General features: G+C 71.3%; 22 protein-coding genes. 8 read left to right on the top strand and 14 right to left on the bottom strand.

What is annotated here, in order from left to right:
• Positions 1 to 207: 207 nt before the first annotated feature.
• Both QSK30_RS11185 and miaB read right to left on the bottom strand, forming a co-directional pair.
• On the bottom strand, positions 208 to 690 hold the full coding sequence (locus QSK30_RS11185; protein WP_285502005.1) for an Rv2732c family membrane protein: 483 nt from the start codon (positions 688 to 690) through the stop codon (positions 208 to 210).
• Positions 687 to 2,159 (bottom strand): tRNA (N6-isopentenyl adenosine(37)-C2)-methylthiotransferase MiaB, encoded by a 1,473-nt coding sequence (miaB, locus tag QSK30_RS11180; RefSeq protein WP_285502003.1) that lies wholly within the window; start codon positions 2,157 to 2,159, stop codon positions 687 to 689. The genes QSK30_RS11185 and miaB overlap by 4 nt, the downstream gene beginning before the upstream one ends.
• 96 nt (positions 2,160 to 2,255) lie before the next feature.
• On the opposite strand from miaB, the gene QSK30_RS11175 reads away from it, so the two are divergent.
• Entirely contained in the window at positions 2,256 to 3,209 is a 954-nt protein-coding gene (locus QSK30_RS11175; RefSeq protein ID WP_285502001.1) for a TAXI family TRAP transporter solute-binding subunit, read from the top strand.
• A gap of 80 nt (positions 3,210 to 3,289) precedes the next feature.
• Here the strand turns inward: QSK30_RS11175 and QSK30_RS11170 are convergent, their stop codons facing one another.
• Both QSK30_RS11170 and QSK30_RS11165 read right to left on the bottom strand, forming a co-directional pair.
• The gene (locus tag QSK30_RS11170) at positions 3,290 to 4,690 is read right to left on the bottom strand and encodes a sensor histidine kinase (protein WP_285502000.1); all 1,401 of its coding nucleotides are present in this window, start codon (positions 4,688 to 4,690) and stop codon (positions 3,290 to 3,292) included.
• A gap of 19 nt (positions 4,691 to 4,709) precedes the next feature.
• Entirely contained in the window at positions 4,710 to 5,387 is a 678-nt protein-coding gene (locus tag QSK30_RS11165) for a response regulator transcription factor (protein WP_285501999.1), read from the bottom strand.
• A 185-nt stretch (positions 5,388 to 5,572) separates the two neighbouring features.
• Here QSK30_RS11165 and QSK30_RS11160 point away from each other — a divergent pair, with 185 nt between their 5' ends.
• The 4 genes from QSK30_RS11160 to QSK30_RS11145 all read left to right on the top strand — a co-directional run bounded on the left by QSK30_RS11160 (position 5,573) and on the right by QSK30_RS11145 (position 8,831).
• The gene (locus QSK30_RS11160) at positions 5,573 to 6,301 is read left to right on the top strand and encodes an amino acid ABC transporter ATP-binding protein (RefSeq protein WP_285502226.1); all 729 of its coding nucleotides are present in this window, start codon (positions 5,573 to 5,575) and stop codon (positions 6,299 to 6,301) included.
• Positions 6,302 to 6,350: 49 nt separating this feature from the next.
• Positions 6,351 to 7,229: a glutamate ABC transporter substrate-binding protein gene (locus QSK30_RS11155; RefSeq protein WP_285501998.1), complete on the top strand. Its 879-nt coding sequence runs from the start codon at positions 6,351 to 6,353 to the stop codon at positions 7,227 to 7,229.
• Between the two features lie 73 nt (positions 7,230 to 7,302).
• Positions 7,303 to 7,953, top strand: a complete 651-nt coding sequence (locus tag QSK30_RS11150) for an amino acid ABC transporter permease (protein WP_285501997.1) — start codon at positions 7,303 to 7,305, stop codon at positions 7,951 to 7,953.
• Positions 7,950 to 8,831: an amino acid ABC transporter permease gene (locus tag QSK30_RS11145; RefSeq protein ID WP_285501996.1), complete on the top strand. Its 882-nt coding sequence runs from the start codon at positions 7,950 to 7,952 to the stop codon at positions 8,829 to 8,831. The genes QSK30_RS11150 and QSK30_RS11145 overlap by 4 nt, the downstream gene beginning before the upstream one ends.
• A 53-nt stretch (positions 8,832 to 8,884) precedes the next feature.
• Here QSK30_RS11145 and QSK30_RS11140 read toward each other — a convergent pair whose 3' ends face one another.
• Positions 8,885 to 9,403 carry an Lrp/AsnC family transcriptional regulator gene (locus QSK30_RS11140; protein ID WP_285501994.1) on the bottom strand — a complete coding sequence of 173 codons (519 nt, stop codon included), beginning with the start codon at positions 9,401 to 9,403 and terminating at the stop codon, positions 8,885 to 8,887.
• 70 nt (positions 9,404 to 9,473) lie between these two features.
• Between QSK30_RS11140 and QSK30_RS11135 the strand changes: the two genes are divergently transcribed.
• Positions 9,474 to 10,445, top strand: coding sequence for a DMT family transporter (locus QSK30_RS11135; protein ID WP_285501993.1), 972 nt, complete (start codon positions 9,474 to 9,476; stop codon positions 10,443 to 10,445).
• Here the strand turns inward: QSK30_RS11135 and QSK30_RS11130 are convergent.
• From QSK30_RS11130 to QSK30_RS11100, 7 genes are all read right to left on the bottom strand, one after another.
• The gene (locus tag QSK30_RS11130; RefSeq protein WP_285501992.1) at positions 10,357 to 11,112 is read right to left on the bottom strand and encodes a succinate dehydrogenase/fumarate reductase iron-sulfur subunit; all 756 of its coding nucleotides are present in this window, start codon (positions 11,110 to 11,112) and stop codon (positions 10,357 to 10,359) included. The genes QSK30_RS11135 and QSK30_RS11130 overlap by 89 nt on opposite strands.
• 1 nt (position 11,113) lies before the next feature.
• A complete protein-coding gene (locus tag QSK30_RS11125) occupies positions 11,114 to 13,024 on the bottom strand; it encodes a fumarate reductase/succinate dehydrogenase flavoprotein subunit (protein WP_285501991.1) in 1,911 nt (636 codons plus the stop codon).
• 34 nt (positions 13,025 to 13,058) lie between these two features.
• On the bottom strand, positions 13,059 to 13,841 hold the full coding sequence (sdhC, locus tag QSK30_RS11120; RefSeq protein WP_285501989.1) for a succinate dehydrogenase subunit SdhC: 783 nt from the start codon (positions 13,839 to 13,841) through the stop codon (positions 13,059 to 13,061).
• A gap of 30 nt (positions 13,842 to 13,871) precedes the next feature.
• Positions 13,872 to 14,153, bottom strand: a complete 282-nt coding sequence (locus tag QSK30_RS11115) for an Rv0250c family protein (RefSeq protein ID WP_285501987.1) — start codon at positions 14,151 to 14,153, stop codon at positions 13,872 to 13,874.
• A 730-nt stretch (positions 14,154 to 14,883) separates the two neighbouring features.
• Positions 14,884 to 16,317, bottom strand: a complete 1,434-nt coding sequence (locus QSK30_RS36830; RefSeq protein ID WP_352231563.1) for a RecX family transcriptional regulator — start codon at positions 16,315 to 16,317, stop codon at positions 14,884 to 14,886.
• A complete protein-coding gene (gene recA / locus QSK30_RS11105) occupies positions 16,317 to 17,357 on the bottom strand; it encodes a recombinase RecA (protein ID WP_285501985.1) in 1,041 nt (346 codons plus the stop codon). Before recA ends, QSK30_RS36830 begins: the two co-directional genes overlap by 1 nt.
• Positions 17,358 to 17,514: 157 nt before the next feature.
• Complete coding sequence (locus tag QSK30_RS11100) at positions 17,515 to 17,709, bottom strand: DUF3046 domain-containing protein (protein WP_285501983.1); 195 nt, start codon at positions 17,707 to 17,709, stop codon at positions 17,515 to 17,517.
• A gap of 42 nt (positions 17,710 to 17,751) precedes the next feature.
• On the opposite strand from QSK30_RS11100, the gene QSK30_RS11095 reads away from it, so the two are divergent.
• Positions 17,752 to 17,889: a hypothetical protein gene (locus QSK30_RS11095; protein WP_285501982.1), complete on the top strand. Its 138-nt coding sequence runs from the start codon at positions 17,752 to 17,754 to the stop codon at positions 17,887 to 17,889.
• An 18-nt stretch (positions 17,890 to 17,907) separates the two neighbouring features.
• Here the strand turns inward: QSK30_RS11095 and QSK30_RS11090 are convergent, their stop codons facing one another.
• Both QSK30_RS11090 and QSK30_RS11085 read right to left on the bottom strand, forming a co-directional pair.
• Positions 17,908 to 19,797 carry an Hsp70 family protein gene (locus QSK30_RS11090; protein ID WP_285501980.1) on the bottom strand — a complete coding sequence of 630 codons (1,890 nt, stop codon included), beginning with the start codon at positions 19,795 to 19,797 and terminating at the stop codon, positions 17,908 to 17,910.
• A 3-nt stretch (positions 19,798 to 19,800) separates the two neighbouring features.
• Positions 19,801 to 21,783, bottom strand: coding sequence for an Hsp70 family protein (locus QSK30_RS11085; RefSeq protein ID WP_285501978.1), 1,983 nt, complete (start codon positions 21,781 to 21,783; stop codon positions 19,801 to 19,803).
• A 225-nt stretch (positions 21,784 to 22,008) separates the two neighbouring features.
• Between QSK30_RS11085 and QSK30_RS11080 the strand changes: the two genes are divergently transcribed.
• Complete coding sequence (locus QSK30_RS11080; protein WP_285502222.1) at positions 22,009 to 26,694, top strand: ATP-dependent helicase; 4,686 nt, start codon at positions 22,009 to 22,011, stop codon at positions 26,692 to 26,694.
• The last annotated feature ends 27 nt before the right edge of the window (positions 26,695 to 26,721 follow it).

The raw sequence follows: 26,721 nt of genomic DNA, 5'->3' as shown, positions 1-26,721 counted from the left end.
TATCGACTGAAGGGCCCCGCCGGTCGGCGGGGCCCTTCAGTTATTCGCGGCTAAGAGAAATCGGTGGCTACGAGAGAGCGCGATAGCGCGCACAGGCCGGTTCACGCGGGGAGTTCCACGCCATCGAATCGCGGCGAATGGGAGACAACTCCGAGGCAGCGCTAACCGAAGGCAGAGCGGACCGAAAACAGAGCCAACCAAAGTCCGCTACGAGCGCGACCAGGCCGTGCGGAACCAGAGGATGGCCAGGACGGCCATGGCGATCTCGGAGATCACCAGGCCGATGCCGGGACCGGGCGAGGACAGGCCCGCGGCGGACTGCCTGGTCCAGATCGCCAGCATGCCGTCGACGGTGGCGAACCAGCCGCCGAGGGCGGCTACCCAGGTCAGGGTCCAGCGGCGCAGGGTGATGGCCAGCACCGAGGCGACGATGCCGAACAGCAGCGAGGTGCCCGCGAACAGCCTGGGCACCGCCCCCGCCTTGCCCGCGGCGTCGCCGGTGCCCAGCAGCACCTGCCACCCCGCCGCGCCGCCCATCCACGGCAGCACGTAGCCCACGATCAGGACGAACACCGCGATGGACAGCACCACCGCGCGCCCGCCGAGTTCCACCGTGCGGGCGGACTCGCGGCCCACCTCGTCGATCTCGTCGCGCAGGCTCGCCAACTGCTGGTCCTCGGCCGAGGTCATGAGACCGCACACCCTCCCTGGACGGCGGCCACGGGCGGTGGCGCGCCGAAGCCGGGCAGGCCGAGGCCGACCCCGGTGGTCTTCGGGCGCAGGCCCGCGGCGGCGTTGTCCCCGGCCCGGGTGCGCCGGTGCGCGATCACCGGGCCGTCGGCGACCAGGTGGTGCGGGGCGGCGTAGGTGACGACCGCCTCGACCACGTCGCCGGGCCGGATCTCCCGGTCGCCGGGGGCGAAGTGCACCAGGCGGTTGTCCCTGGCCCGGCCGCTGAGCCGGTGCGTGTCGGCGTCCTTGCGGCCCTCGCCGGTGGCCACGACCACCTCGACGGTGCGGCCGACCTGCTCCTTGTTCAGCTCCCAGGCGATGCCGTCCTGCAGCTCGACCAGCCGGTCGTAGCGCTCGCGGACGACCTCCCTGGGCACCTGGTCGGGCATCGTCGCCGCCGGGGTGCCGGGCCGCTTGGAGTACTGGAAGGTGTACGCGCCCGCGAACCGCGACTCGCGCACGACCCGCAGCGTCTCCTCGAAGTCCGCGTCGGTCTCACCGGGGAAGCCCACGATGATGTCGGTGGTGATGGCCGCGTCCGGCATCGCGGCGCGGACCTTGTCGATGATCGACAGGTACCGCTCCGAGCGGTACGAGCGGCGCATCTCGCGCAGCAGCCGGTCGGAGCCGGACTGCAGCGGCATGTGCAGCTGGTGGCAGACGTTGGGCGTCTCGGCCATCGCCGCGATCACGTCGTCGGTGAAGTCCTTGGGGTGCGGGGAGGTGAACCGCACCCGCTCCAGCCCCTCGATCGCGCCGCAGGCGCGCAGCAGCTTGCCGAAGGCGTAGCGGTCGCCGAACTCCACGCCGTAGGAGTTGACGTTCTGCCCGAGCAGCGTCACCTCCAGCACACCCTCGGCCACCAGCGCGGAGACCTCGGCGAGCACGTCGCCGGGGCGTCGGTCGCGCTCCTTGCCGCGCAGCGACGGCACGATGCAGAAGGTGCAGGTGTTGTTGCAGCCCACCGAGATCGACACCCAGCCCGAGTGCGCGGAGTCGCGCCGGGCGGGCAGCGTGGAGGGGAAGACCTCCAGCGCCTCGAGGATCTCCACCTCGGCGCGGCGGTTGTGCCGGGCGCGGTCGAGCAGCACCGGCAGCGAGCCGATGTTGTGCGTGCCGAACACGACGTCCACCCAGGGGGCCCGGCGGACGATCTCGCCGCGGTCCTTCTGCGCCAGGCAGCCGCCCACGGCGATCTGCAGGTCGGGGTTGGTGGACTTGGCGTGCGCGAGGTGGCTGAGGTTGCCGTAGAGCTTGTTGTCGGCGTTCTCGCGCACCGCGCAGGTGTTGAAGACGACCACGTCGGCCGACCCGCCCGCGGGCACGGCGACGTAGCCCGCGTCCTCCAGCATGCCTGCCAGCCGCTCGGAGTCGTGGACGTTCATCTGGCACCCGTAGGTGCGGACTTGGTAGGTTCGCGCGCTCATCTCGGTGCCCGAGCCTACGCCGCGCCCGCGGGGCCGCGACGACCCGGACGGCCGTTGCGGGGTGAACCGGGGCCGCTGGTCTGGCACGATCGTGCAATGTCGCGCACCCGCCCCCGGCTCCGACCGGTAGCGGTCGCGCTCGCCCTGCTCACCGCCCTGGGACTGGTCGCCGGGTGCGACAGCGAGTTCACCGGGGTCCACCTCAAGATCGCCGCGGGCAACCCCGGTGGCGTCTACGACAACCTCGCCCAAGGGCTGGCCAACGCCTGGCAGTCGCAGTTGGGCGTGGACCGCCCCGAGGTGCTCGCCACCGGCGGCTCGCCGGACAACGTCACGAAGCTGCGCACGGGCGCGGTCGACATCGCCTTCACCGCGGCGGACGTGGCCACCGAGCCCTACCACGGCTCCCCCGCGCGCGAGCCGCGCGCGCTGGCCCGCATCTATGACGACTACCTGCACATCGTGGTGCGCGCCGACAGCCCGATCCACGCGCTGGCAGACCTGCGCGGTCGCCGCGTGGCGGTCGGGGCCAAGGAGTCCGGCGTGGAGTTCATCGCCCACCGGCTGCTGGAGCTGAGCGGGCTGTCGGCGCCGGGGGCGGTCACCCAGCGCTCGCTCGACCTGGAGGGCTCGGTGCAGGCGTTCAAGGACAACCAGGTCGACGCGTTCTTCTGGTCCGGCGGCCTCCCGACCAAGGCGGTGGCCAAGCTGTCCGACGTGGTGCAGATCCGGTTGCTCGACCTGGCCGACGACATCCCGCGGCTGCGGTTGCAGTACCCGGTGTACAACGCCGCCTCGATCCCGGCCTCGACCTACAACCTGGCGGGCAAGCCGGTGAACACGCTGGCGGTGCCGAACTTCCTGGTGGTCAGCGACGCGATGCCCGACGACGTGGCCGAGGCGCTGGTGCGCGGGCTGTTCGAGGCGCAGCCGGGGTTGGCGGAGTCGATCCCGGCGGCGCTGGCGATCGACGTCCACTCCGCGATCGAGACCGACCCGGTGAAGCTGCATCCCGGCGCGGTGCGCTACTACCAGCAGGAGAAGGTCTGAGGGGTCTTACAGGCCGATCTTGGGGGCGGTTGACCGTGTTGCCCGCGCCGCCTGAACACCTGCTCAATCCGCTAGGAGTCCTAAGACTCCGCCGGTAGGTCCACCGTGACGCGCAGTCCACCGTCCTCGGGTAGGTCCAGTCGGAGGTCGCCCCCCGCGCGGGCCACGATCCGGCTGACGATCGAGAGGCCCAGCCCGGAGCCGGGCACGTTCTGGTGGGAGTTGCTGCGCCAGAACCGGTCGGTGGCCCGTTCCAGTTCGTCGGCGCGCAGGCCGGGTCCGTGGTCGCGGACCGCCACCCGCACCAGGCCCGGCACCACCGCCACCGAGACGCACACCGCGTTCCCCGATCCGGTGAACTTCAAGGCGTTGTCCAGCAAGGCGTCGAGGATTCCGTCGAGCCCGCGCGCGGGCACCACCGCCCGCACCCGGCCCGCGCCGCCCTCGGTGTCCAGGGCGATGTCGCGGGAGTCGGCGACCACCCGCCAGTCGGCGACCCGCTCGGCGACCACCTCGTCCACCTCGGTGGGCACCAGGTCGCCACCGGCGTTCTCGGCGCGGGCCATGGCCAGCAGCTCGTCGAGGATCTGGTTGAGCCGGTCGGCCTCGGCCGCGGCGGCGACCCGGTGGGTGTCGGCCTCGGGGTCGACGTGGCCCTCCAGGTTGACCAGGCGCAGCTTGAGCGCGGTCAGCGGGTTGCGCAGCTGGTGCGAGGCGTCGGCGACGAAGGCGCGCTGCGCGGCGAGGGTGTCCCCGACGCTGGCCGCCATCTGGTCGAAGGAGCGGCCGAGCTTGCGCAGCTCGGGCGGGCCGCGCTCGTCGCCGACCTGTTCGGCCGCCCGGCCGCTGACCACGGCGGCGACCAGCGAGCCGGTGGCCTCGTCCAGCCTGCGCACCGGGCGCAGGATCCACTGGATCACCGGTACCGCGAGCATCAGCGCCAGGGCGAAGGCGAGCACGCCACCGGCGCCGATGAGCACCCACCACCACAGCACCCGCGCACGGCTGCGGTCGGTGGGCGAGACGGTGACCACCGCGCCGCGCACGTCGCGGTCGACCAGCACCGGGCCGGCGACCACCAGCGGGCCGTCGTCCCACGGCAGCAGCAACGCGTCCGACTGCGACCGGCGGCCGGCCAGCGCGGCCTGCAGGTGGTCCAGCACGCCCGCGTCGCGCAGGTCGACCGGCAGCGGCGAGTTGGCGCCCGCGGAGCTGACCTGCGGGCGGCTGTCCTGGTCGACGACCAGCACGCCGACCCCGTAGAGCTCGGAGTAGCGCTGGAGCTCCTCGCGCAGCAGCTCCGGGGTGCCGTCGGTGAGCGGGCGCTGGGCCATCGAGGCGAAGCGGTTGGTGTCGGTGAGCCGGTCGAGGAAGATCCGCTGCTGCTCGGCGCCCGCCACCGACAGCGCCAGCGGCACACCGAGCCCGAACACCAGCAGGGCGACCAGGAACCAGACCATGCCGAGCAACCGCGTGCGCATCCGACCTCCCCCAGTCCGCCTAAGCGAGTCTGCCCGGTTGCGCCGACAAGCGGTACCCGACCCCGCGCACGGTCTCGATCAGCGCGGGCCTGCCCAGCTTGGTGCGCAGGGTGGCCACGTGCACGTCCAGCGAGCGGTTCTCCGCCGCGCCCGCCCGACCCCACACCTCGGCCAGGATCTGCTCCCGCCCGCACACCGAGCCCCGGGCGTCGACGATCAACGCGAACACCTGGAACTCCTTGCGGGACAACGAGACCGGCGCACTGTCCACAGTGACCTCGTGCCGGTCGAAGTCCACCCGCACGCCGCTGAGCTCGACCACGCCGCTGGGTCCGCCGCCGCGGTCGGTGCGCCTGCGCCGCACCGCGTGCACGCGCGCGACGAGCTCGTCGACGTCGTAGGGCTTGACGAGGTAGTCGTCGGCACCCGCGCGCAGGCCGAGGATCCGGTCGTCGACCTCGCCGCGCGCGGAGACCACGATGATCGCCACGTCGCTCGCCGCGCGGATCTGTCGACACAGGACGATCCCGTCCACGTCGGGCAGTCCCAGGTCCAGCAGCACCACGTCCACCTCGGGCACCAGGTCGAGCACCCCGGCGCCACCGGCCCGGCGGCGCACGACCAGGCCCCGGCGCACCAGCGCCGGGACCAGCGCGTCGGCGACCCGGTCGTCGTCCTCCACGAGCAGCACTCGCACGCGTGTCCCTCCGGTCCACCAGGCGGTCGTGTGACAGAGTTGAGACCCTAAGTGTTGCTCAAGGCCCATGGACTTCGCCGGGCCCCGGAGTAGGTTTCCCGAATCGCGTGCCCACCGAACCCGGCCCGACCGTCACCAAAGCGCTCGTGGAGGACCCGATGACCGCCTCGAACACCGCTCCTCCGATGATCAGGATGGAGTCGGTGGACAAGTTCTTCGGCCCGCTGCACGTGCTCAAGGACATCACGCTGCAGGTGCCCAAGGGCCAGGTCGTGGTGGTGCTGGGGCCGTCCGGGTCGGGCAAGTCGACGCTGTGCCGCACCATCAACCGGCTGGAGCCGATCGACACCGGGCTGATCGAGGTCGACGGCCGCCCGCTGCCCGCCGAGGGCAAGGAGCTGGCCAACCTGCGGGCCGAGGTCGGCATGGTGTTCCAGTCGTTCAACCTGTTCGCGCACAAGACGATCCTGGAGAACGTCACGCTCGCGCCGGTCAAGGTGCGCAAGCTGCCGGTGGCCGAGGCGCGCAAGACCGCGATGGAGCTGCTGGAGCGGGTGGGGATCACCAACCAGGCCGACAAGTACCCCGCGCAGCTCTCCGGTGGTCAGCAGCAGCGGGCCGCGATCGCCCGCGCGCTGGCCATGCGCCCCAAGGTGATGCTCTTCGACGAGCCGACCTCGGCGCTGGACCCGGAGATGGTCCAGGAGGTGCTCGACGTGATGACCACGCTGGCGGGCGAGGGCATGACCATGCTGGTCGTGACGCACGAGATGGGGTTCGCCCGCAAGGCGGCGAACCGGGTGATCTTCATGTCCGACGGCGAGGTCGTCGAGGACTCGACACCCGATGAGTTCTTCACCGCGCCGAAGTCCGGGCGCGCGAAGGACTTCCTTGGCAAGATCCTGACGCACTGACACCGATCGCCCAGCTCGGCCCCCGGCCGACGACACGAATGGAGCACACATGCGACTCCGGGCCCTCACCGCCGGCGCCGTGACCGCCGTCCTCGCCCTCTCGATGGCAGCCTGCGGGAGCTCCGACTCCGGCTCGGCGAACCCCTCGGTCGACGCCGGGGCGCAGTTCGAGGCGGGCACCACGATGGCCAAGCTCAAGACCGCGGGCAAGATCAAGATCGGCACCAAGTTCGACCAGCCGCTGTTCGGCCTCAAGGGCCTCGACGGCAAGCCCGCGGGCTTCGACGTCGAGGTCGCCAAGCTGGTCGCGGCCAAGCTCGGCCTGTCCGCCGACAAGATCGAGTGGGTCGAGTCGCAGTCAAAGTTCCGCGAGGAGTACATCGAGCAGGGCAAGGTCGACCTGGTGGTGGCGACCTACACCATCAACGACAAGCGCAAGGAGCGCGTCTCCTTCGCCGGTCCGTACTACCAGGCCGGTCAGGACCTGATGGTCAAGAAGGACTCCACCGTCGACGGTCCGGAGGCGCTCAAGGCGGCCAACGCCAAGGTCTGCTCGGTCACCGGCTCCACCCCGGCCGAGAAGATCAAGGAGTACGTCGACCCGTCGAACATCGTGCTCTTCGACGTGTACTCCAAGTGCGCCGACGCGCTGCGCACCGGCCAGGTGCAGGCCGTCACCACCGACAACGTCATCCTGCTCGGCCTGATCGACGCCTCCAAGGGCGAGTTCAAGCTGGTGGGCAAGCCCTTCACCACCGAGCCCTACGGCATCGGCATCAAGAAGGGCGACACCAAGTTCTGCCAGTTCATCGACGACACGCTCAAGGCCGCCGACTCCAACGGCGACTACGCCAAGGCGTGGAAGGACACCGCGGGCAAGGTCGCGCCCGAGGCCCCCAAGCTGCCTGAGCTCAGCGCCTGCAGCTGATCGACGTACCCGCGCTCCGGGGCGCCCGCCGACGGCGGGCGCCCCGCGCCTTACCGGGCTCGGAGAACCTCCCGTGAACGTCATCTTCGACAACTTCTCGCTCTACCGCGACGGATTCCTGCAGACGCTCAAGATCTGCGCGTTCGCCGCGATCGGCTCGCTCGTGCTGGGCACGCTCATCGCGGGCTTCCGCGTGTCCCCGGTCCCCCCGCTGCGCTGGGTGGGTACCTCCTGGGTGAACGTGTTCCGCAACTGCCCACTGACGGTGGTGCTGTTCTTCTGCGCGTTCGGGTTGCCGGAGATCGGCGTGAACGGCGCCTACTTCTGGTTCGGGGTCACCGGTCTGGTGCTCTACACCTCGGCGTTCGTCTGCGAGGCGGTCCGCAGTGGCATCAACTCGGTACCGGCCGGCCAGGCCGAGGCGGCCCGCGCGGTGGGGCTCACGTTCACCCAGTCGCTGTCCACTGTCGTGTTGCCGCAAGCCTTGCGCACCGTCGTGCCGCCGCTGGGCAGCGTGATCATCGCGATGATCAAGAACTCCGCGATCGTCGGCGCGTTCGGCGTCGGTGGCGACCTGTTCGCGGTCGGTGACACGCTGACCAGCTCGCGCGGGGAGGCCGTGCTGCCGGTGCTGATCGGCGTGGTGCTGGGCTACCTGGTGATCACGATCCCCGGCGGGCTGGCGCTGGGTTGGCTGGAGCGGAAGGTGGCGATCGCCCGATGAGCACGTCGGTCCTCTACGACGCGCCCGGCCCGCGCACCAAGCGCCGGATCCTGATCGGCTCGGTCATCGCCGGTCTGCTGCTGCTCGGGGTCCTGGCGCTGCTCGCGCTGCGGCTGGACAAGCAGCACCAGTTCGACATCGAGAAGTGGGCGCCGCTGTTCGACCCGTCGAACGAGCAGTTCCCGCTGGTGTGGCAGCGGATCGGCGAGGCGCTGGGCAACACGCTGGTCGCCGCGGGCTTGGCGGTGGTGTTCTCCCTGGTGGTCGGCACGCTGCTGGCGGTCACCCGGGTCACCGCGGCCCGCTGGTACCGCTGGGCCGTGGTCGGCGTGGTCGAACTGCTGCGCGGGGTCCCGGTGGTCATCGCGATCTTCTTCGCCTCCCGGGTGCTGCCGCAGTTCGGACTGGACCTGGAACCGCTGTGGTTCCTGGTGATCGGCCTGACCGCCTACAACTCGGTGGTCATCGCCGAGATCATCCGCGCGGGCATCAACTCGCTGCCCAAGGGCCAGGGCGAGGCCGCCGAGTCCCTCGGCCTGCGCCGCGGCCAGGTGCTCTCGCTGGTGCTGTTGCCGCAGGCGTTCCGGGCGATGCTGCCCGCGCTGATCAGCCAGCTGGTGGTGGTGCTCAAGGACACCTCACTGGGCTTCGTCATCAGCTACGAGGAACTGGTCCGGGTGGCGGGCCAGATCGTGCAGGTGCTGTCCAACCCGATCCAGGTCTACCTGCTGATCGCGGTCATCTTCATCCTGATCAACTACGCGCTGAGCCGCTTCGCGATCTTCACCGAGCGGCGCCTCAGCCAGGGCAAGAAGGCCGCCACGGCAACGCTGTCGGCGACCGACGTGGCCGGGGCGGGCACCGGCGGCGGGGGCTGAGCCGGCCCTACCCGCGATGGCCCGACCCGTACCCGGGTCGGGCCATTGTCCGTTCAGGACTCCGTGCAGTGCTCTGTTCTGTGCTCTGTTCGGGAAGTCGGCCGGGGCTCGCGGCGGGTCGGCACGGCGGAACCGGTGCGCAGCGGGTCGAGCACGAACATGGTGCTGTAGCGGCGGATGTTCGGGGCGTCCTTGAGCACCCGGTCGGCGACCGCGACGTGGTGCTCCATCCCGGTCGTGGTCAGGACCACCACGTAGTCGTGGTCGCCGGAGACGTTGTAGCACTGCTGCACCTCCGGCGCGGCCAGCACGGACTCGCGGAACCTGCGGTGCGCCGCGGTCGACTCCTGGTCCAGGCTCACCAGGCAGATCGCCCGCAGCACCGGTACGTCGACCACCGCGACCCGGCGGGTGAGGACGCCCGCGGACTTGAGCCGCTCGAGCCGGCGCTGCACGGCGCTGGGCGAGAGGCCGACCAGGTCACCCAGGTCGCGCAGCGTGCGGTCGCAGTCGTCCTGCAGCAGGGCGAGCAACTGGTGGTCGAGGTCGTCGAGGTCATCGGCGGCGGGCACGCAACATCCTTGCGCGAGCGCGACGGAAGTTTCAATCGCGTCGCGGACCCCCGCCCCTAGCGTTGAGCGCATGGGACCTCAAGCCCGCGGGCTCACCCTCGCCGCTCTCGGCGCGGTGGCGGTGGGCAGCTCCGCACCCGCGCTGAAACTGCTGGCGCACACCGAACTCACGCCGGTCAACGTCATTCAGGCCCGGACCGCCGTCGGGGCCGTGGCGCTGCTCGCCATCGCGTTGGCGCGGCGCCGGGGCATGCTCGTCCAGCGGGAGCACTGGTGGCTGGTCGGGCTCTACGGGGTGGTCACGATCGCGGCGAACCAGGTCGCCTACACCGCGGCGCTCACCCGGGTCCCGGTGGGGATCGCGCTGCTGCTGGAGTACCTGGCCCCCGTCCTGGTCGCGCTGTGGGTCCGGTTCGCGCGCCGCACCAGGCTGCCTCGCCTGCTGTGGGTGGGCATAGCGGTGACTTTGGCGGGTTTGGCGGTGGTAGCCAGTACGCGCACCGCAGGCGGTATCGACCCGGTAGGAGTCCTCTTCGGACTTCTCGCCGCAGTGACTCTTGCGGGTCGCTTCCTCTTGGCTGAACGCGGTTTGCGCTCGCATGAACCGATAGTGCTAGCCGGGTGGGGAGCTGCGGTGGGTGCGGTAGCCCTATCCGTGATCGACCCGTTCCCGCTGCGGCAACTGGGAGACGCGCGGGTGTGGCCGTTGGTGCTCTGGGTCGGGCTGGTGGGTACGGCCGCCGCCGTCCTGCTGGCGGTGAGCGCGCAGCGGCTGATCCCGCCCACCGCGGCGAGCGCGGTGGCCTGCCTGGAGATCGTGGTCGGCGCGGGCGCGGCGTGGGTGGTGCTCGACGAGTCGATGCCCGCGAGCGGGCTCGCCGGGGCGGCGGCCGTGCTCGCGGGCATCGTGGTCGTGCAGTTCGCGGTCGCCCGGCACGACGACCGCGAGTGGGTCACGTCTTCGAGCGGCGGAAGATCTTCGAGCCGAGCCACACCACCGGGTCGTACTTCCGGTCGGCGACGCGCTCCTTCATCGGGATGAGCGCGTTGTCGGTGATCTTGATGTGCTCCGGGCAGACCTCCGAGCAGCACTTGGTGATGTTGCAGAAGCCCAGGCCGTGCTGGTCCTGCGCCTCGACCACCCGGTCGGCGACGTCGAGCGGGTGCATCTCCAGCTCCGCGACCCGCATCAGGTAGCGGGGGCCCGCGAAGGACTCCTTGTTGTCCTCGTGGTCACGCACCACGTGGCAGGTGTTCTGGCACAGGAAGCACTCGATGCACTTGCGGAACTCCTGCGAGCGCTCGACGTCGACCTGCTGCATCCGGTACTCGCCGGGGGCGAGGTCGGCGGGCGGGGTGAACGACGGGATCTCCCTGGCCTTGGTGTAGTTGAACGACACGTCGGTCACCAGGTCGCGGATCACCGGGAAGGTGCGCATCGGGGTCACCGTGATGACCTCGTCCTCGGTGAAGGTCGACATCCGGGTCATGCAGAGCAGCTTGGGCCTGCCGTTGACCTCCGCCGAGCACGAGCCGCACTTGCCCGCCTTGCAGTTCCAGCGCACCGCCAGGTCCGGGGTCTGGGTGGCCTGCAGCCGGTGGATGATGTCGAGGACCACCTCGCCCTCGTTCACCTCAACGAGGTAGTCCTGCAGTTCGCCGGAGTCCGCGTCGCCGCGCCAGACCTTGAACTTCGCCTTGTAGGCCACCTCAGTCCTTTCGTGCCGGATGCGAGCCCAGCTCACCGTCGGTGTAGTACTTCTCCAGCTCGGTGAGCTCGAAGAGCTCCAGCAGGTCCTGTCGCAGCGGCTCCTGCTCCTTGCGCGCGATCGCCACGTCCGGCACGACGGCGTCGCCCTCGGTCGAGCAGACCAGCAGGGTGTTGCGCCACTGGTTGTCCATCATCGGGAAGTCGTCGCGGGTGTGGCCGCCGCGGCTCTCGGTGCGGATCAGCGCGGCCTTGGCCACGCACTCGCTGACCAGGAGCATGTTGCGCAGGTCGATGGCCAGGTGCCAGCCGGGGTTGAACTGGCGGTGGCCCTCGACGGCGACCCCGGCGATCCGGCCCTTGATCTCCTGCAGGGTGGCCAGCGCCGCCTCGACCTCCTCGGCCTTGCGGATGATGCCGACCAGGTCGTTCATCGACTGCTGCAGCTCGTTCTGCAGCGTGTACGGGTTCTCCTCGACCCCCTCGGCGGGCGGGTCGAACGGCGCGAGCGCCATCTTGGCCGCTGAGTCCACATCGGACTGCGCGACCGCGGGCCGGTCGGCCAGGCCCTCCACGTAGGACGCCGCGCCCAGGCCCGCGCGCCTGCCGAAGACCAGCAGGTCCGACAGCGAGTTGCCGCCGAGCCGGTTGGAGCCGTGCATGCCGCCGGAGCACTCGCCCGCGGCGAACAGGCCGGGCACGGTGGCCGCGGCGGTGTCCGGGTCGACCTCGATGCCGCCCATCACGTAGTGGCAGGTCGGGCCGACCTCCATCGGCTCGGCGGTGATGTCGACATCGGCCAGTTCCTTGAACTGGTGGTACATCGAGGGCAGCCGGCGCCGGATCTCCTCGGCGGGCAGCCTGCTGGCGATGTCGAGGAACACCCCGCCGTGCGGTGAGCCGCGGCCGGCCTTGACCTCGGAGTTGATCGCCCGGGCGACCTCGTCGCGGGGCAGCAGGTCGGGGGTGCGGCGGTTGGTCTCCTGGTCGGTGTACCAGCGGTCGGCTTCCTGCTCACCGTCGGCGTACTGGCCCTTGAACACGTCCGGGATGTAGTTGAACATGAAGCGCTTGCCGTCGGAGTTCTTCAGCACGCCGCCGTCGCCGCGCACGCCCTCGGTGACCAGGATGCCCTTCACGCTGGGCGGCCAGACCATGCCGGTCGGGTGGAACTGGACGAACTCCATGTTGATCAGCGTCGCGCCCGCGCGCAGCGCCAGCGCGTGGCCGTCGCCGGTGTACTCCCAGGAGTTGGAGGTCACCTTGAACGACTTGCCGATGCCGCCGGTGGCCAGCACCACGGCCGGGGCCTCGAAGAGCACGAACCGACCAGACTCGCGGTAGTAGCCGAAGGCGCCCGCGATCCGGCCGCCGTCCTTGAGCAGCTCGGTGACGGTGCACTCGGCGAAGACCTTGATCCGCGCCTCGTAGTCGCCGGACTCCTTGAAGTCCTCCTGCTGCAACGAGACGATCTTCTGCTGCATGGTGCGGATCAGCTCGAGGCCGGTGCGGTCGCCGACGTGCGCGAGCCGCGGGTAGGTGTGGCCGCCGAAGTTGCGCTGGCTGATCCGGCCGTCGGCGGTGCGGTCGAACAGCGCGCCGTAGGTCTCCAGCTCCCAGACCCGGTCCGGGGCCTCCTTGGCGTGCAGCTCGGCCATCCGCCAGTTGTTCAGGAACTTGCCGCCGCGCATGGTGTCGCGGAAGTGCACCTGCCAGTTGTCGTTGGAGTTGGCGTTCCCCATCGACGCCGCGCAGCCGCCCTCGGCCATCACGGTGTGCGCCTTGCCGAACAGCGACTTGCAGACCACCGCGACCCGCAGGCCGCGCTCACGGGCCTCGATCACCGCCCGTAGGCCCGCGCCGCCCGCCCCGATGACCACCACGTCGTAGGAGTGGCGCTCCACCTCGGTCATATGTTCCTCTCGACTTCCACGCAGGCGGTTCGGATCAGAAGAACCGCAGATCAGAGATGGCGCCGCTGGCGACGAGCATCACGTACAGGTCGGTGAGCACCAGCGTGCCCAGCGTCGTCCAGGCCAGTTGCATGTGCCGCACGTTGAGCTTGGAGATGAGGGTCCAGGCGCGGTAGCGCACGGGGTGCTTGGAGAAGTGCTTCAGCCGCCCACCGGCGATGTGCCTGCACGAGTGGCAGGACAGCGTGTAGGCCCAGAGCAGCACCACGTTGAGGATGAGGACCAGGTTGCCCAAGCCGAGGCCGTGGGTGAGGGCCACGACGGCGTCGTAAGTATTGATCACCGAGACGAGCAGCGCCACGTAGAAGAAGTAGCGGTGCGCGTTCTGCACGATCAGCGGGAGCCGGGTCTCGCCGGAGTAGCTGCCGTGCGGCTCGGCGACCGCGCAGGCGGGCGGGGACTGCCACACCGAGCGGTAGTAGGCCTTGCGGTAGTAGTAGCAGGTCAGCCGGAAGCCGAGCAGGAACGGCAGGGCGATGAAGCCCAGCGGGATCCAGCCCGGGAGTTCGGGCAGCGGGGTGCCGAAGTGGCTGGATCCCGGCAGGCAGGACTCGCTCAGGCAGGGCGAGTAGAACGGCGTCAGGTAGCCGAACTGCTCCACGACGTACCACTTGCCCATGAACGAGCGCACGGTCGCGTAGGCGATGAAGGTCAGCAGGCCCAGGTTGGTGAGCAGGGGCGGGAGCCACCACCGGTCGGTCCGCAGGGTGCGCGCGGGGATACTCGCCCGGTCGGGGGCGCCAACACCTGACGTCATCGTGTCCTCGTCGTTGAGCTGTGGTGGGGTCTAGCGCTGGTAGCCGCCGACTCCCTCGTCGTCGGCGCCGTGCCAGAGCGCCGGGTCGTACGGGGTGTCCGGGATGACGACGACCTCGGCGTCGGCGGCCTGCCTGGGCACCGGCGCCGTGGGCGTGGCGCTGAAGTCGGCGGCGTCGATGTCGATCCGCTCGATGTCGTTGGCGAGCCTGCGCACGGCGGGGATGTCGCCGTAGCGGGCTCGTAGCGCACCGACGCAATGCCGCAGCTGGCCGATGGTCCGCTGCAGCTCACTGATCTCCGTACTCGACATGTCGCACCTCCGTACGCGGGTCCCGTTCGCGAACGCCCTGATCCGGTTGTCGCCGTCGGTGGATCAGGCCTCGCTCGTCGCCGACTGTGCCTTGCAACGGCAGATGTGACAAGTACCACAAGCGACGTGCCGGTGGGTCACCGACCCACTACCGACCATGGTCAACGGGTGTGATCTCGCGCACAGGTCGCGCGGTTGAAGATCCGTTCGCGCAGGTGGAACCGTTGCGCGCCAAGGGAAGGGGCCACGAAGGTGGTGCTGTGAGACTGACCACTGTGGCCGGCCCTCAAGGCCCGTCGGCGCTGACCGGGGTAGCCGGAAAAAGTGCGTCGCCGATCACACCACACCGCCCCGGTGAACACAGCGCGTGACTGAAGTGTGCACCGCCCGAAGTCCCCGCCGAGCGGGTGCTTCAGGTCTCCGGGTGAGCCCGCTCGGGGCTGTGGATCGGCCGCTCCTGGACTGCCGTCCCAGTGAGCTGGAGGCCCGTTCGGGGAATCCGGAGCGGGAAGCCTGCGCGGGGCGCTGAGGCGTCGGCTGAGCGCTCAGGCGCGGCCGCCACCGGCGAGACATCCGGCGGTCCGTCCGGGCGCGGGAGGCGTTGTCTGAGCGGTGCGGTGCCGGTCCTGGGGGCATCCCAACGGGCACCCACGCTCGCGCTGAGACGTCGGTGGAAGGCATTCAGGGGCGGAGCAAGAGTCCGTGCCCAAGCGCCGAGGTGGGGTGTCGTTCAGTCGGGGAGGGTGTCCAGCGCGTCGGCGGCGTCGGAGTCCAGCTCGGCGCGGACGACGCGGTAGGCCATGCCCTCGGCGTAGCCGCGGCGGGCGAGCATGGCGACCAAGCGGCGGATCTTCACCTGGTCCTCGAGGTTGCGCACGGAGCCGAGCTTCTTGCGCACCAGGGCGCCCGCGCGCTCGGCCTCGGCGTCGTTGTCGACCGCCTCGACGGCTTCGGCGACGATGGCGTCGTCGACCCCCTTGCGGCGCAGCTCGTTGGCCAGCGCCCGGCGACCCAGACCGCGGTGCTCGTGCCGGGAGCGGACCCAGCTCTCGGCGAACGCGGCGTCGTTGATCAGCCCGGCGGCGTCGAACTTGTCGATGACGGCCTGGGCGATGTCGTCGGGGATCTCCTTGCGCCGCAACACCTGCTCCAGCTCGACGCGCGTGCGGTCGCGCACGGCGAGCTGCCGGTAGCAGATGTCCCGCGCCTTGGCCGCCGGATCCTCCTCAGCGCTCTCCCGCTTCTCGCGCCTGCTCGCGCGATCCGCGGACGGTCGCTCGAAGGGCGCTCGGTCGGGGCGTCTCCGCCGCTTTGGTTGGGTTTCCGCCACGGGGTCGACAGGTAAGTTCACTTCCGCGCGCGCACCGGCCTGCCGCTCGGAAGGCGCTCGGTCGGTGCGTCCATGCCTCGTCGGTCGGGCTTCCTCCACGGCGTCGGCGGTCGAGTTCGCCTCCGCGCGCTCATCCGCGGCCGGGCGGCTGCTCCGCCGCTTGGGCGCGGCCCTCGGCTCGTCGCGCGGCTGCCCAGCCGGACGCGGAGCCAGCCGGGACACCTGGCGCCGCAACGCTTCCAGTTGCTCCTCGCCCGACAGCGGGCGCCCACCGACCCTGGTCGACGACAGAGCGGAATCCGACTCCGCAGGCTTCTCGCCCACGCCAGACTGCTTGCGGGACAACGGTTTCCGGGCGGACCGAGCAGTGTCCCCTATGGACTCCGTGGCCGCTGTGTCTTCTGCGGCCTCCGTGGCCGCTGCACCCTCGGTGACCGCCGTGTCTTTTGTGGACTTTGTGTCCGCCGCGGTGGAAGCGCCGCGTCTGGGCCGGGACTTCCCTGCCGCGACCGCCTTCGGCGCGCGTGCTGAGGGGCGCGAGTCGGCCCACCAGTCGGCGGAATCCGCGGTGGTCGGCTCGGTGTGCCCGCCGGCGGCCACCGTGTCGGCCTCGGCGCGGGTCGCGCCGTCGTCCGGCTCCGACCACGCGATGGGGACCGGGTCGGTGGCCGGGCGGGTGGCCGGGGTGGCCCACCACCCGGCGGGGGCCGGTTCGGCGGGCGGCTCCTGCTCCGGCTCCGGGTCGTCCCACCAGGCCGCGGCCGGGGACCCGGAGGGCGAGTCCGTGGTCGGGCTCGCCTCCCGGGACGGGTGCTCGCGGCCGGGGCCGGGCATCAGAACTCGACGGGGGCCGGGGCGGTCTCGTCGGCGTCGAGCTTGGCGCCGATGCCGAGCTTCTCCTTGATCCGCTTCTCGATCTCGTCGGCCACGTCGGGGTTCTCCAGCAGGAACTTGCGGGCGTTCTCCTTGCCCTGCCCCAGCTGGTCGCCCTCGTAGGTGTACCAGGCGCCCGACTTGCGCAGGATGGCCTGGTCGACGCCCATGTCGATGAGCGAGCCCTCGCGGCTGATGCCCTTGCCGTAGAGGATGTCGAACTCGGCCTGCTTGAACGGCGGCGCGACCTTGTTCTTCACGACCTTGACCCGGGTGCGGTTGCCGACCGGCTCGCCGCCGTCCTTGAGGGTCTCGATGCGGCGGACGTCGAGGCGGACCGAGGCGTAGAACTTCAGCGCCTTGCCACCGGTCGTGGTCTCCGGGGACCCGAACATCACGCCGATCTTCTCGCGCAGCTGGTTGATGAAGATCGCGGTGGTGCCCGAGTTGCTCATCGCACCGGTGATCTTGCGCAGCGCCTGGCTCATCAAGCGGGCCTGCAGGCCGACGTGGTTGTCGCCCATCTCGCCCTCGATCTCGGCGCGCGGCACCAGGGCGGCCACCGAGTCGATCACGATGATGTCCAGCGCGCCGGATCGGATCAGCATGTCGGCGATCTCCAGCGCCTGCTCGCCGGTGTCCGGCTGGGAGACCAGCAGCGCGTCGGTGTCGACCCCGAGGTTCTTGGCGTACTCCGGGTCGAGCGCGTGCTCGGCGTCGATGAACGCCGCGATGCCGCCCTGGCGCTGGGCGTTGGCCACCGCGTGCAGGGCGACCGTGGTCTTACCGGAGGACTCCGGGCCGTAGATCTCCACCACCCGGCCGCGGGGCAGGCCGCCGATGCCCAGCGCCACGTCCAGGGCGATGGCGCCGGTCGGGATGACGGCGATCGGCGCGCGGCCCTCCTCGCCCAGCCGCATCACCGAGCCCTTGCCGAAGTTCTTGTCGATCTGGGCCAGGGCGAGTTCGAGCGCCTTGTCCCGGTCGGGTGCTGGTGCCATCTTCGATCCACCTCGAGTCTGTTTGGTGCTCACGGCCGGAACGCTACGGGCAGGGACCGACGATTGTCGGTGGGCACCGCCGGTCTGTGGACGAACGGAGCCGTTGTGGATGGGAGTGTAGTGAACACGTGTTCGACCTGTCCGACCGACACGCCGGTCAGCGGCGTTCCGGTGGCACGTCGAAGGCGTCGCAGACCGCCTGCCAGATCTCCTTGGGCGCGATGCCCGCGTCCAGCGCCTGGTCGACCGTGCGGTTCCCGAGGGCGCCGAAGACGTGGTCGCGGGCGATGGTGTCGGCGCGCTGGGCACCGAGCTCGTCGGCGAGCATGGCTCGGAAGGCGGTGATTCGCATCGGGGCCGAGTGTAGGCGCCGCCGGATCCGCATAATCGGGGCATGCTGATGCTCGCGCTGCAGATCGAGGGACCGACCGCCACCGAACAGGTGTGGCTCGACATCGTCGGGATCGCCGTGCTGGTGGCGGCCCTGGTGACCGGGCTGGTCGCCCTGCGCAACCGGAACCGCAGGCGCTGAGGGCTGGGGGCTCCGGGCTCAGGAGGTCCCGGGCTGGACGCTCGCGGCGAAGAAGTCGGCCATGGCGTCCGGGGTGAAGTCGTCGCGCGCCTGCGTGCGGGAGAGCCAGCCGACCAGCGGCCGGTCCTTGACGGTGAAGACCAAGACCCCGCTGCCGCCGCTGACCCCCGCGCGGAACGAGCCCTCGAGGCCGTTGCCCTTCCAGTCGGCCAGCACGTGGTCGCCCTCGGTCATCGCGCCGATCTCGGACTCGAACAGCGCCTTGGCCTCGTCCTGCGAACCCACCTGGGCGTAGTTGACGCGGTAGGAGTCGGCGAGCCCGCAGGTGACGTCGGCGGGTGATTCGCCTGCCGCGCACTTCCCACTGTCGGCGACGCCACCGGCCAACTGGCGCAGGCACGCGGTGAAGCCCTGACCGTCCTTGGTCCCCTCGGTCTGGCAGGACGCGGCGGTGGGGAGGTCGTCGCTCGGCTTGAGCAGGAAGATCCCCGCGACGACGGCCAAGACGAGCGCCACCCCCGCCGCGATCACCAGGGTGAGCTTTTTGCGCGACTTGGGCGTGTCCGCGCGGGGAGGCGTCGGGAAGTGCGCCTGCAGGGGGTAGCCCTGCTGCGGGAAGGCTCCGCTGGACGGACCCGCCTGCGGGAACGAACCGCTCGGCGGGCCGGACTGCGGGAGCTGACCGGTACCCGGCTGCGCGAGCTGGCCAGGCTGTGAGAGCTGGCCAGACTGCGCGAGCTGGCCGGTTTGCGGGAGCTGACCTGACTGCGGGAGCTGGCTCGAAGTCGGGAACGAACCGCTCGGCGGGGTGTGCGCGACGCTGCCCGTGCGCATGCTGATGCCCTCGCGGGTCACCAAGTGGGCGCCCAGTGCCACGGCGGTCTCGGGCTGGTCCAGGCTCGTCGGCACGATCCGCAACTGCTCCGCGATCAGGGTCGCGACGAGCGGGATCCGGCTCGACCCACCGACAAGGTAGATGCCTGCCAACCGATCAGGCGTAAGACCCGTAGCGCGGATGGTGGCGGTAAGAACCTCGACACTGCGCAAGAGGCTGGGCCGGATAAGAGCTTCCAGCTCCACGCGCGTGACCAAGACGTCGTCGAAGGGCACCGGCATCGGCACCTCGGTCTGCGGGTGCCGCGACAGCGCTTCCTTGGCGGCCTTCACGTCCTCTTGCAGCGCGCGCCGCGCACGACGGTCCGCGGTGGTCTCCGGCCGCAAGAGGTGCTGCCACCCGCGCGGGTCGCGGTGCGACACAGACCGACCGACGTGCTCCAAGAGGGCTTGGTCGACGTCCAGCCCACCCAGGTCCGGTAGGCCGTTCTCGGCCAAGACCGAGAACCCGTTCTGCGTGGCCGCGACAACGGCGACGTCGAAGGTGCCCGCGCCGAGGTCGTACACGGCGAGCGCATGACCGGCGGGCAACGCGTGCCCCAACCCGGCGAAGTGCGCGGCGGCGGCGACCGGCTCGGGGACCAGCACGAGCGACGACCCCATCCCCGCGAGCCGCGCCGCGGACAGCAGCACGTTGCGCCGCACCGGACCCCACTGCGCGGGGTGGGTGAGGCGCACCTCGTCGGGGAGAGCGCCGTTGAGCTGCCGCTTGGTCTCCTCGGCCACCCGGCGCAGCACGGCGGCCAGCGCCTCGGCGACCGGCACCACGACGTCACCGAGCAGCAGCGTGCCCTCGTCGACCCGGCGCTTGGGGTTGGGCTCGAACCGGGACGGGTCCAGCCGCGCCCGCCGCTCGGCGTCGCGGCCGACCACCAGGGTGCCGTCCTCGGCGGCGAACACCGCCGACGGCATGGTGGCCGCCCCGTCGACCTCCACCACCCGGGGTGGCAGGCCGTGCGCGGACAGCACCGCGACGGTGTTGGACGTGCCCAGGTCGACCGACAGAACGCGCATGGGTCAGGCGCCACCGCTTCCGGGCTTGATGTTCTCGTTGAAGTAGGTGACCACGTCGGAGTCGGACTTGCCGCTGGTCGAGATCCGCACCACGGTGCCCATGATCGGGGTGTCGGCGACGGTGAACATCAGCAGGCCGCTGCCGTAGCCCAGGTCGGCCGCCTGGTACTTGCCGGACTTACCGCTGCCGCTCCACTCACCCGACTTGGTCTCGCCGGTCTGCGGGATGGAGGCGAACGCGGCGTCGATGTTCTGCTGGGCGAGGTCGCTGTTGCTGAAGTGGTAGTAGAGGATCGAGTAGCCGTCGTCGAGCTTGCAGGTGGCCGCGGTGGCGCCCGGGGTGCGGACGGCGTTGCCGGTGAAGTTCATGCCCGCCGAGCAGTCCAGGTCGGCGACGTGGCCCGCGACCTCGCGCATGCACGGGGTGAACCCGCTGCCGTCGACGGTCATGTCGCTGCAGTCGGCGGTCAGGCCGCCGCCGGAACTGCCCGAGGTCGCGATGATGATGCTGACGATGCCCACCACCACGACGGCGACGATGGCCGTGGCCATGTACCACATCTTGTTCGAGTTCCGCTGTTCCCGAGGCGGCTGCGGGGGGATGGCCTGCTGGGGCACGAGCGGGCGCTGCACGGGCGTCGGGACCGACGGCGGGCTCTGCACCGGGATCGGCCGCGACGGCGGGTTCTGCGCGACCCGCTGGGGGCCGCTCTGGGGGAACTGCTGCGCGGGGGTTCCACCGGTCTGGGGGAACTTCTGGGCCGGGGTCGCACCGGTCTGCGGGAACTGCTGCACGGGAGTCGCGCCGGACTGCGGGCCCTGCGCGGTGAAACCGGCGGTACGCGGGGGGACCATCGCGCGGGCGCGGTTGACGCCGTCGATGGTGCTGCTCAGGTCGCCCGTGCGCATGGTGATGCCCTCTTGCGGCACGTGGTGCGCGCCGAGGGCCACCGCGGTCTCGGGCTGGTCGAGGCTGGTCGGCACGACCCGCAGGTTCTCCGCGATCAACGTCGCGACCAGCGGGATGCGGCTGGACCCGCCGACCAGGTAGATGCCGACCAGACGGTCGGGGGTCATCCCCGTGGAGCGGATGGTGGCGGCCAAGAGCTCCACACTGCGAAGCATGCCCGGCCGGATAAGAGCCTCCAGCTCGACGCGCGTGACCAAGACGTCGTCGAACGGTTCCGGCAGGGGGACCTCGGTCTGGGGGTGACGCGACAGCGCTTCCTTGGACGCCTTGACGTCCTCGCGCAGTGCGCGCTGTGCACGGCGGTCGCCGGTCGACTGCGGCCGCAAGAGGCGCTGCCAGCCCGCCGGGTCGCGGTTGGAGACCTGGCGGCCCACGTGCTCGAGCAGGGCTTGGTCGACGTCGAGCCCACCGAGATCCGGCAGGCCCGCCTCGGCTAAGACCACGAACCCGTTCTGGGTCGCGCCGACGATGGCGACGTCGAAGGTGCCCGCACCGAGGTCGTAGACGGCGAGCGCCTGGCCGGGGGCGAGGGTCTGACCGGGGAAGGACGCGAAGTGCGCGGCCGCGGCGACCGGCTCGGGGACCAGCACCAGGTTGGAGCCGGAGCCCGCCTGGCGCGCGGCGGACAGCAGCACGTTGCGGCGCACGGGACCCCACTGCGCGGGGTGGGTGAGGCGGACCTCTTCGGGCTTCTTACCGCCGAGTTGGCGGGAGGTCTCGTCGACGACTCGGCGCAAGACGCCCGCGAGGGCGTCGGTCACGGGGACGACGGTGTCGCCCAAGAGCAGCGTGCCCTCGTCGACGCGGCGCTTGGGGTTGGGCTCGAAGCGGGAGGGGTCCAGGCGCGCGCGGCGCTCGGCGTCGCGGCCGACGACCAGGGTGCCGTCCTCGCCCGCGAACACGGCCGAGGGCATCATCGACGCCCCGTCGACGTCGACCACCCGGGGCGGGCGGCCGTGCGCGGACAGCACCGCGACGGTGTTCGACGTGCCGAGATCGACCGACAGGACGTTCACTGCTCTCCCCTCATCAAAACCCCACCACACATCCCCCCGGGGTGATGTCGCAGATGCTCCCATGCGCGATACGCCCCGTGGGCCGGGTCTCCCAAGATCTCCCGGCCACCCGGCCGCCGCCACCGGACCCATACCGTACCCAGGTCCGCCCTGTCCGCCCACGGCGAACACAGCGAGGTTCCGAGTGGACACTCACCGAAGTTGTCCACAGGCGCCGCCGGGGGCATGGCGCTGTCGGTGCCCAGGGGTAACCATGGACCGGTGACCACCGAAGTGCTCGACCTCTTCACGGCTCCGACCAGGCACTGGTTCGGCGGCGCCTTCGCCGCGCCCACCGACGCCCAGGTCGGCGCGTGGCGGGCGGCCGCCGCGGGAGAGCACGCCCTTGTGGTGGCACCAACGGGTTCCGGCAAGACGCTGGCCGCTTTCCTCTGGGCGCTCGACAGGCTGGCGCACGAGGGTGTGCCGGAAGACCCGAAGCGCCGCTGCCGAGTGCTCTACGTGTCCCCGCTCAAGGCGCTCGCGGTGGACGTGCAGCGCAACCTGCGGGCTCCCCTCGCCGGAATCCGGCAAGCGGCCCACCGGTTGGATCTACGCGAACCGGACATCACCGTGGGCATGCGCACCGGCGACACCCCGGCCGACGAGCGCCGCTCGTTCGCCCGGACCCCGCCGGACGTGCTGGTCACGACGCCGGAGTCGCTGTTCCTGCTGCTCACCTCGGCCGCCCGGGAGTCGCTGCGCGGGGTGGAGACGGTGATCGTCGACGAGGTGCACGCGGTCGCGGGCGCCAAGCGCGGGTCGCACCTGGCCCTGTCGCTGGAGCGGTTGGACGCCCTGCTGGAGCGGCCCGCGCAGCGCATCGGGCTCTCCGCGACGGTGCGGCCGGTCGAGGAGGTGAGCGGGTTCCTCGGCGGCGGGCGGCCGGTCACCCTGGTGCAGCCCAAGATCGGCAAGACGATCGAGGTCCGGGTCGAGGTCCCGGTCGAGGACATGGCGAGCCTGTCCGAGGGGCCCGCGACGCCGGTCGACCCGGACGCGCCGGAGGCACCGGCGCAGGCGTCGATCTGGCCGAAGGTCGAGCGGCGGGTGCTGGAGCTGGTGCGCGCGCACCGGTCCACCATCGTCTTCTCGAACTCGCGGCGGCTGGCCGAGCGGATGACCGCCCGGCTCAACGAACTGGCCGCGGAGGAGGTCCAGCAGCTCGACCGGTTCCCGGCCCAGGCGATCGGCCAGTCCGGGCTGACGACCGGCGCGGAGCCGGTGGTCGCCCGGGCGCACCACGGGTCGATGTCGCGCGAGCAGCGCACCCTGGTCGAGGAGGACCTGAAGTCCGGGCGGCTGCCCTGCGTGGTGGCCACCTCGTCGCTGGAGCTGGGCATCGACATGGGCGCGGTCGACCTGGTGGTGCAGATCGAGGCGCCGCCGACGGTGGCCGCGGGCCTGCAGCGGGTGGGCCGCGCCGGGCACCAGGTGGGCGCGGTCTCGCGCGGGGTGATGTTCCCGAAGTTCCGCGGCGACCTGGTGTCCTGCGCGGTGGTGGCCGAGCGGATGGCGCAGGGCGCGATCGAGGCGGTGCGCTACCCGCGCAACCCGCTCGACGTGCTGGCCCAGCACATCGTGGCGATGGTGGCGCTGGAGCCGTGGGGGGTCGAGGAGCTGGCGACACTGGTGCGGCGGGCCGCGCCGTACGCCTCGCTGCCGGACTCGGCGCTGTACTCGGTGCTCGACATGCTGGCCGGGCGCTACCCGAGCGAGGAGTTCGGCGAGCTGCGGCCGCGGATCACCTGGGACCGGGTCAGCGGCGAGCTGCGCGGGCGCCCGGGGGCGCAGCGGTTGGCGGTCACCTCCGGCGGCACGATCCCCGACCGCGGGCTGTTCACCGTGATGACCCCGCCGGACGAGCGCGGCGCCGGGTCCCGGGTGGGCGAGCTGGACGAGGAGATGGTCTACGAGTCCCGGGTGGGCGACACGTTCCTGCTGGGCACCTCGTCGTGGCGGGTGCAGGACATCACCCACGACCGGGTGATCGTCACGCCCGCGCCGGGCGAGCCCGCGCGGATGCCGTTCTGGAAGGGCGACGCGCCGGGTCGGCCGTTGGAACTCGGTCGGGCGCTGGGCAAGTTCGTCCGCGAACTGTCCTCTTTGGACCCAGTGGCGGCGCGCGAGCGGGCCACGCGCGCGGGGCTGGACGAGTGGGCCACCGACAACCTCTTGGCCTACCTGGGCGAGCAGCGCGAGTCGACGCGGCACATCCCCGACGACCGCACGATCCTGGTGGAGCGCTTCCGCGACGAGCTGGGCGACTGGCGGCTGGTGGTGCACTCCCCGTTCGGCGCGCAGGTGAACGCGCCGTGGGCGTTGGCGATCGGCGCGCGGCTGCGTGAGCGGCGCGGGGTCGAGGCGCAGATCGCGCACTCCGACGACGGCATCGTGGTGCGGCTGCCGGACGCGGTCGACGACGCGGGCCAAGAGGTCGTCGCGGGGGTGGAGGACGTGCTGCTGGACCCCGACGAGGTCGAGCAGATCGTGGTCGCCGAGGTGGGCGGGTCGGCGCTGTTCGCCTCCCGGTTCCGCGAGTGCGCGTCCCGGTCGCTGCTGCTGCCCCGGCGCGATCCCCGGCGCCGGACCCCGCTGTGGCAGCAGCGGCAGCGGTCGGCGCAGCTGTTGTCGGTGGCGGCGAAGTACGAGCGGTTCCCGGTCGTGCTGGAGGCGATGCGCGAGTGCCTGCAGGACGTCTACGACGTGGCGGGCCTGCGCGAGCTGATGTCGGATGTACGGGCGCGCAAGGTGCGGATGGTGGAGGTGCAGACGCAGTCGGCGTCGCCGTTCGCGCGGAGCCTGCTGTTCGGGTACGTGGGGATGTTCCTCTACGGCGTGGACGTCCCGCTGGCCGAGCGGCGGGCGGCGGCGCTGTCGCTGGACAGCGCGCTGCTGGCCGAGCTGCTGGGGTCGGAGGCGATCCGCGAGCTGCTCGACCCCGAGGTGCTGGCCGAGGTGGAGCGGTCGCTGCAGCGGCTCGACCCGCAGCGGCACGCCCGGCACGCCGAGGACGCCGCCGACCTGTTGCGCTTCCTGGGCGACCTGTCGGTGGCCGAGGCGGCCGAGCGCGGTGTGCGCCCGGAGTGGTTGGCGGAGTTGGCGAGCGCGCGGCGCGCCCTGCTGGTGCGGATCGCGGGCGACGAGCGCTACCTCGCGATCGAGGACGCGGGCCGGGTGCGCGACGCGCTGGGCACGGCGCTGCCGGTGGGTGTGCCGGAGGCGTTCACCGAGCCGGTGGCCGACCCGGTGGGCGACCTGCTGGCCCGGTACGCGCGCACCCACGGGCCGTTCCCGGCGGCGGAGGCGGCGGCCAGGTTCGGTCTGGGCGTGTCGGTGGTGACCGGGGTGCTGGAGCGGCTCGCGGGCACCGGCAGGCTGGTGCGCGGCGAGCTGCGTCCCGGTGGGACGCACACCGAGTACTGCGACGCCGAGGTGCTGCGCAGGCTCCGGCGGACCTCGCTGGCCCGCCTGCGGGCCGAGGTCGAGCCGGTGGAGCCCGCTGCCCTGGGCCGGTTCCTGCCGAGCTGGCACGGCATCGGCAGGCGGTTGCGGTCGGCGCCGACGGCCGACGACGTGCTGACCGTGGTGGAGCAGCTCGCGGGCGCGCCGCTCCCGGCGAGCGCACTGGAGTCGCTGGTCCTGCCCGCCAGGCTGCCCGGGTACTCGCCCGCGCTGCTGGACGAGCTGACGGCGGCGGGCGAGGTCACCTGGTGCGGCAGCGGTTCCCTGGCCGGTGGTGATGGCTGGATCGCCCTGGCACCAACGGATGTGGCCGACCTGCTGTTGCCGGAGGTCGAGGAAGCGGTACCGGACACGCCCCTGCACGGGGCCGTGCTGTCTGCTTTGGACGGTGGCGCGCTGTTCTTCCGCCAGGTGGTCGACCGGGCGAGCGCGGTGCTGCTCGACGGCGGCGCCGAGGCACCGAACGACCCGGACGTGGTCACCGCGCTGTGGGACCTGGTGTGGGGCGGCATGGTCACCAACGACACCATCGCACCCCTGCGGTCGCTGGTCGCGGGAAAGGGCGCTGCCCACAAACCTCGCGCGAGCGCACCCCGCGGCCGCTACGCCCGACTGCGCACGGCGAGACCCACCATGCCGAGCCGCACCGGCCCGCCCACCGTCGGTGGGCGGTGGTCCCTGACGGTCCCCCGCGAGGCCGATCCGACGAGGCGGGCCCACGCCCGGGCCGAGGCTTTCCTGGAACGGCACGGAGTCCTGACCAGGGGCGCCCTCGACACCGAGCGGGTGACGGGTGGTTTCAGCGGGATCTACAAGGTGCTGCGCGCGATGGAGGAGTCCGGCCAGATCATCCGCGGGTATGTCGTGGAGGGCCTGGGCGCTTCCCAGTTCGCCGCCCGCGGCGCGGTAGACCGACTGCGAGCATTGTCCAAACCAGACAGTGGGACCACACCACTTCCCCCACCCGACAACGATTTCCTGTCGTCACTGTCGCTACCGGAACCAGTCCCACCACCCCGACCGGGTGCCGACCGCACGCCGACGGCGGTGGTCTTGGCCGCTGCCGACCCGGCCCAGCCCTACGGCGCCGCCCTGGACTGGCCGGACCCGGTCGGCGAGGGAAAGCACCGTCCTGGAAGGAAAGCGGGAGCGTTGGCGGTGCTGTCGGACGGAGTCCCGGTGTTGTACGTGGAACGAGGCGGCCGGACACTGCTGTCGTTCACTGATGATGACGTGGCCCTGAAGGCAGCCGCGGAGGCGTTGTCCAGAGCGGTCCGGGAAGGCTGGCTCGGGTCACTGTCGGTGGAGAAGGCGGACGGCGAGATAGCCCTGACCTCGACACTGGCCACCGTCCTGCGCGACGCCGGCTTCCGCGCTACGCCAAAGGGGTTACGCCTGCGAGCCTGATGCCCCTGGGACAAGCGACCACCGATC

It is taken from the genome of Actinokineospora sp. NBRC 105648 (genome assembly GCF_030269645.1).
Classification (GTDB): domain Bacteria; phylum Actinomycetota; class Actinomycetes; order Mycobacteriales; family Pseudonocardiaceae; genus Actinokineospora.
This window is presented reverse-complemented; position numbering and strand designations above follow the sequence as displayed.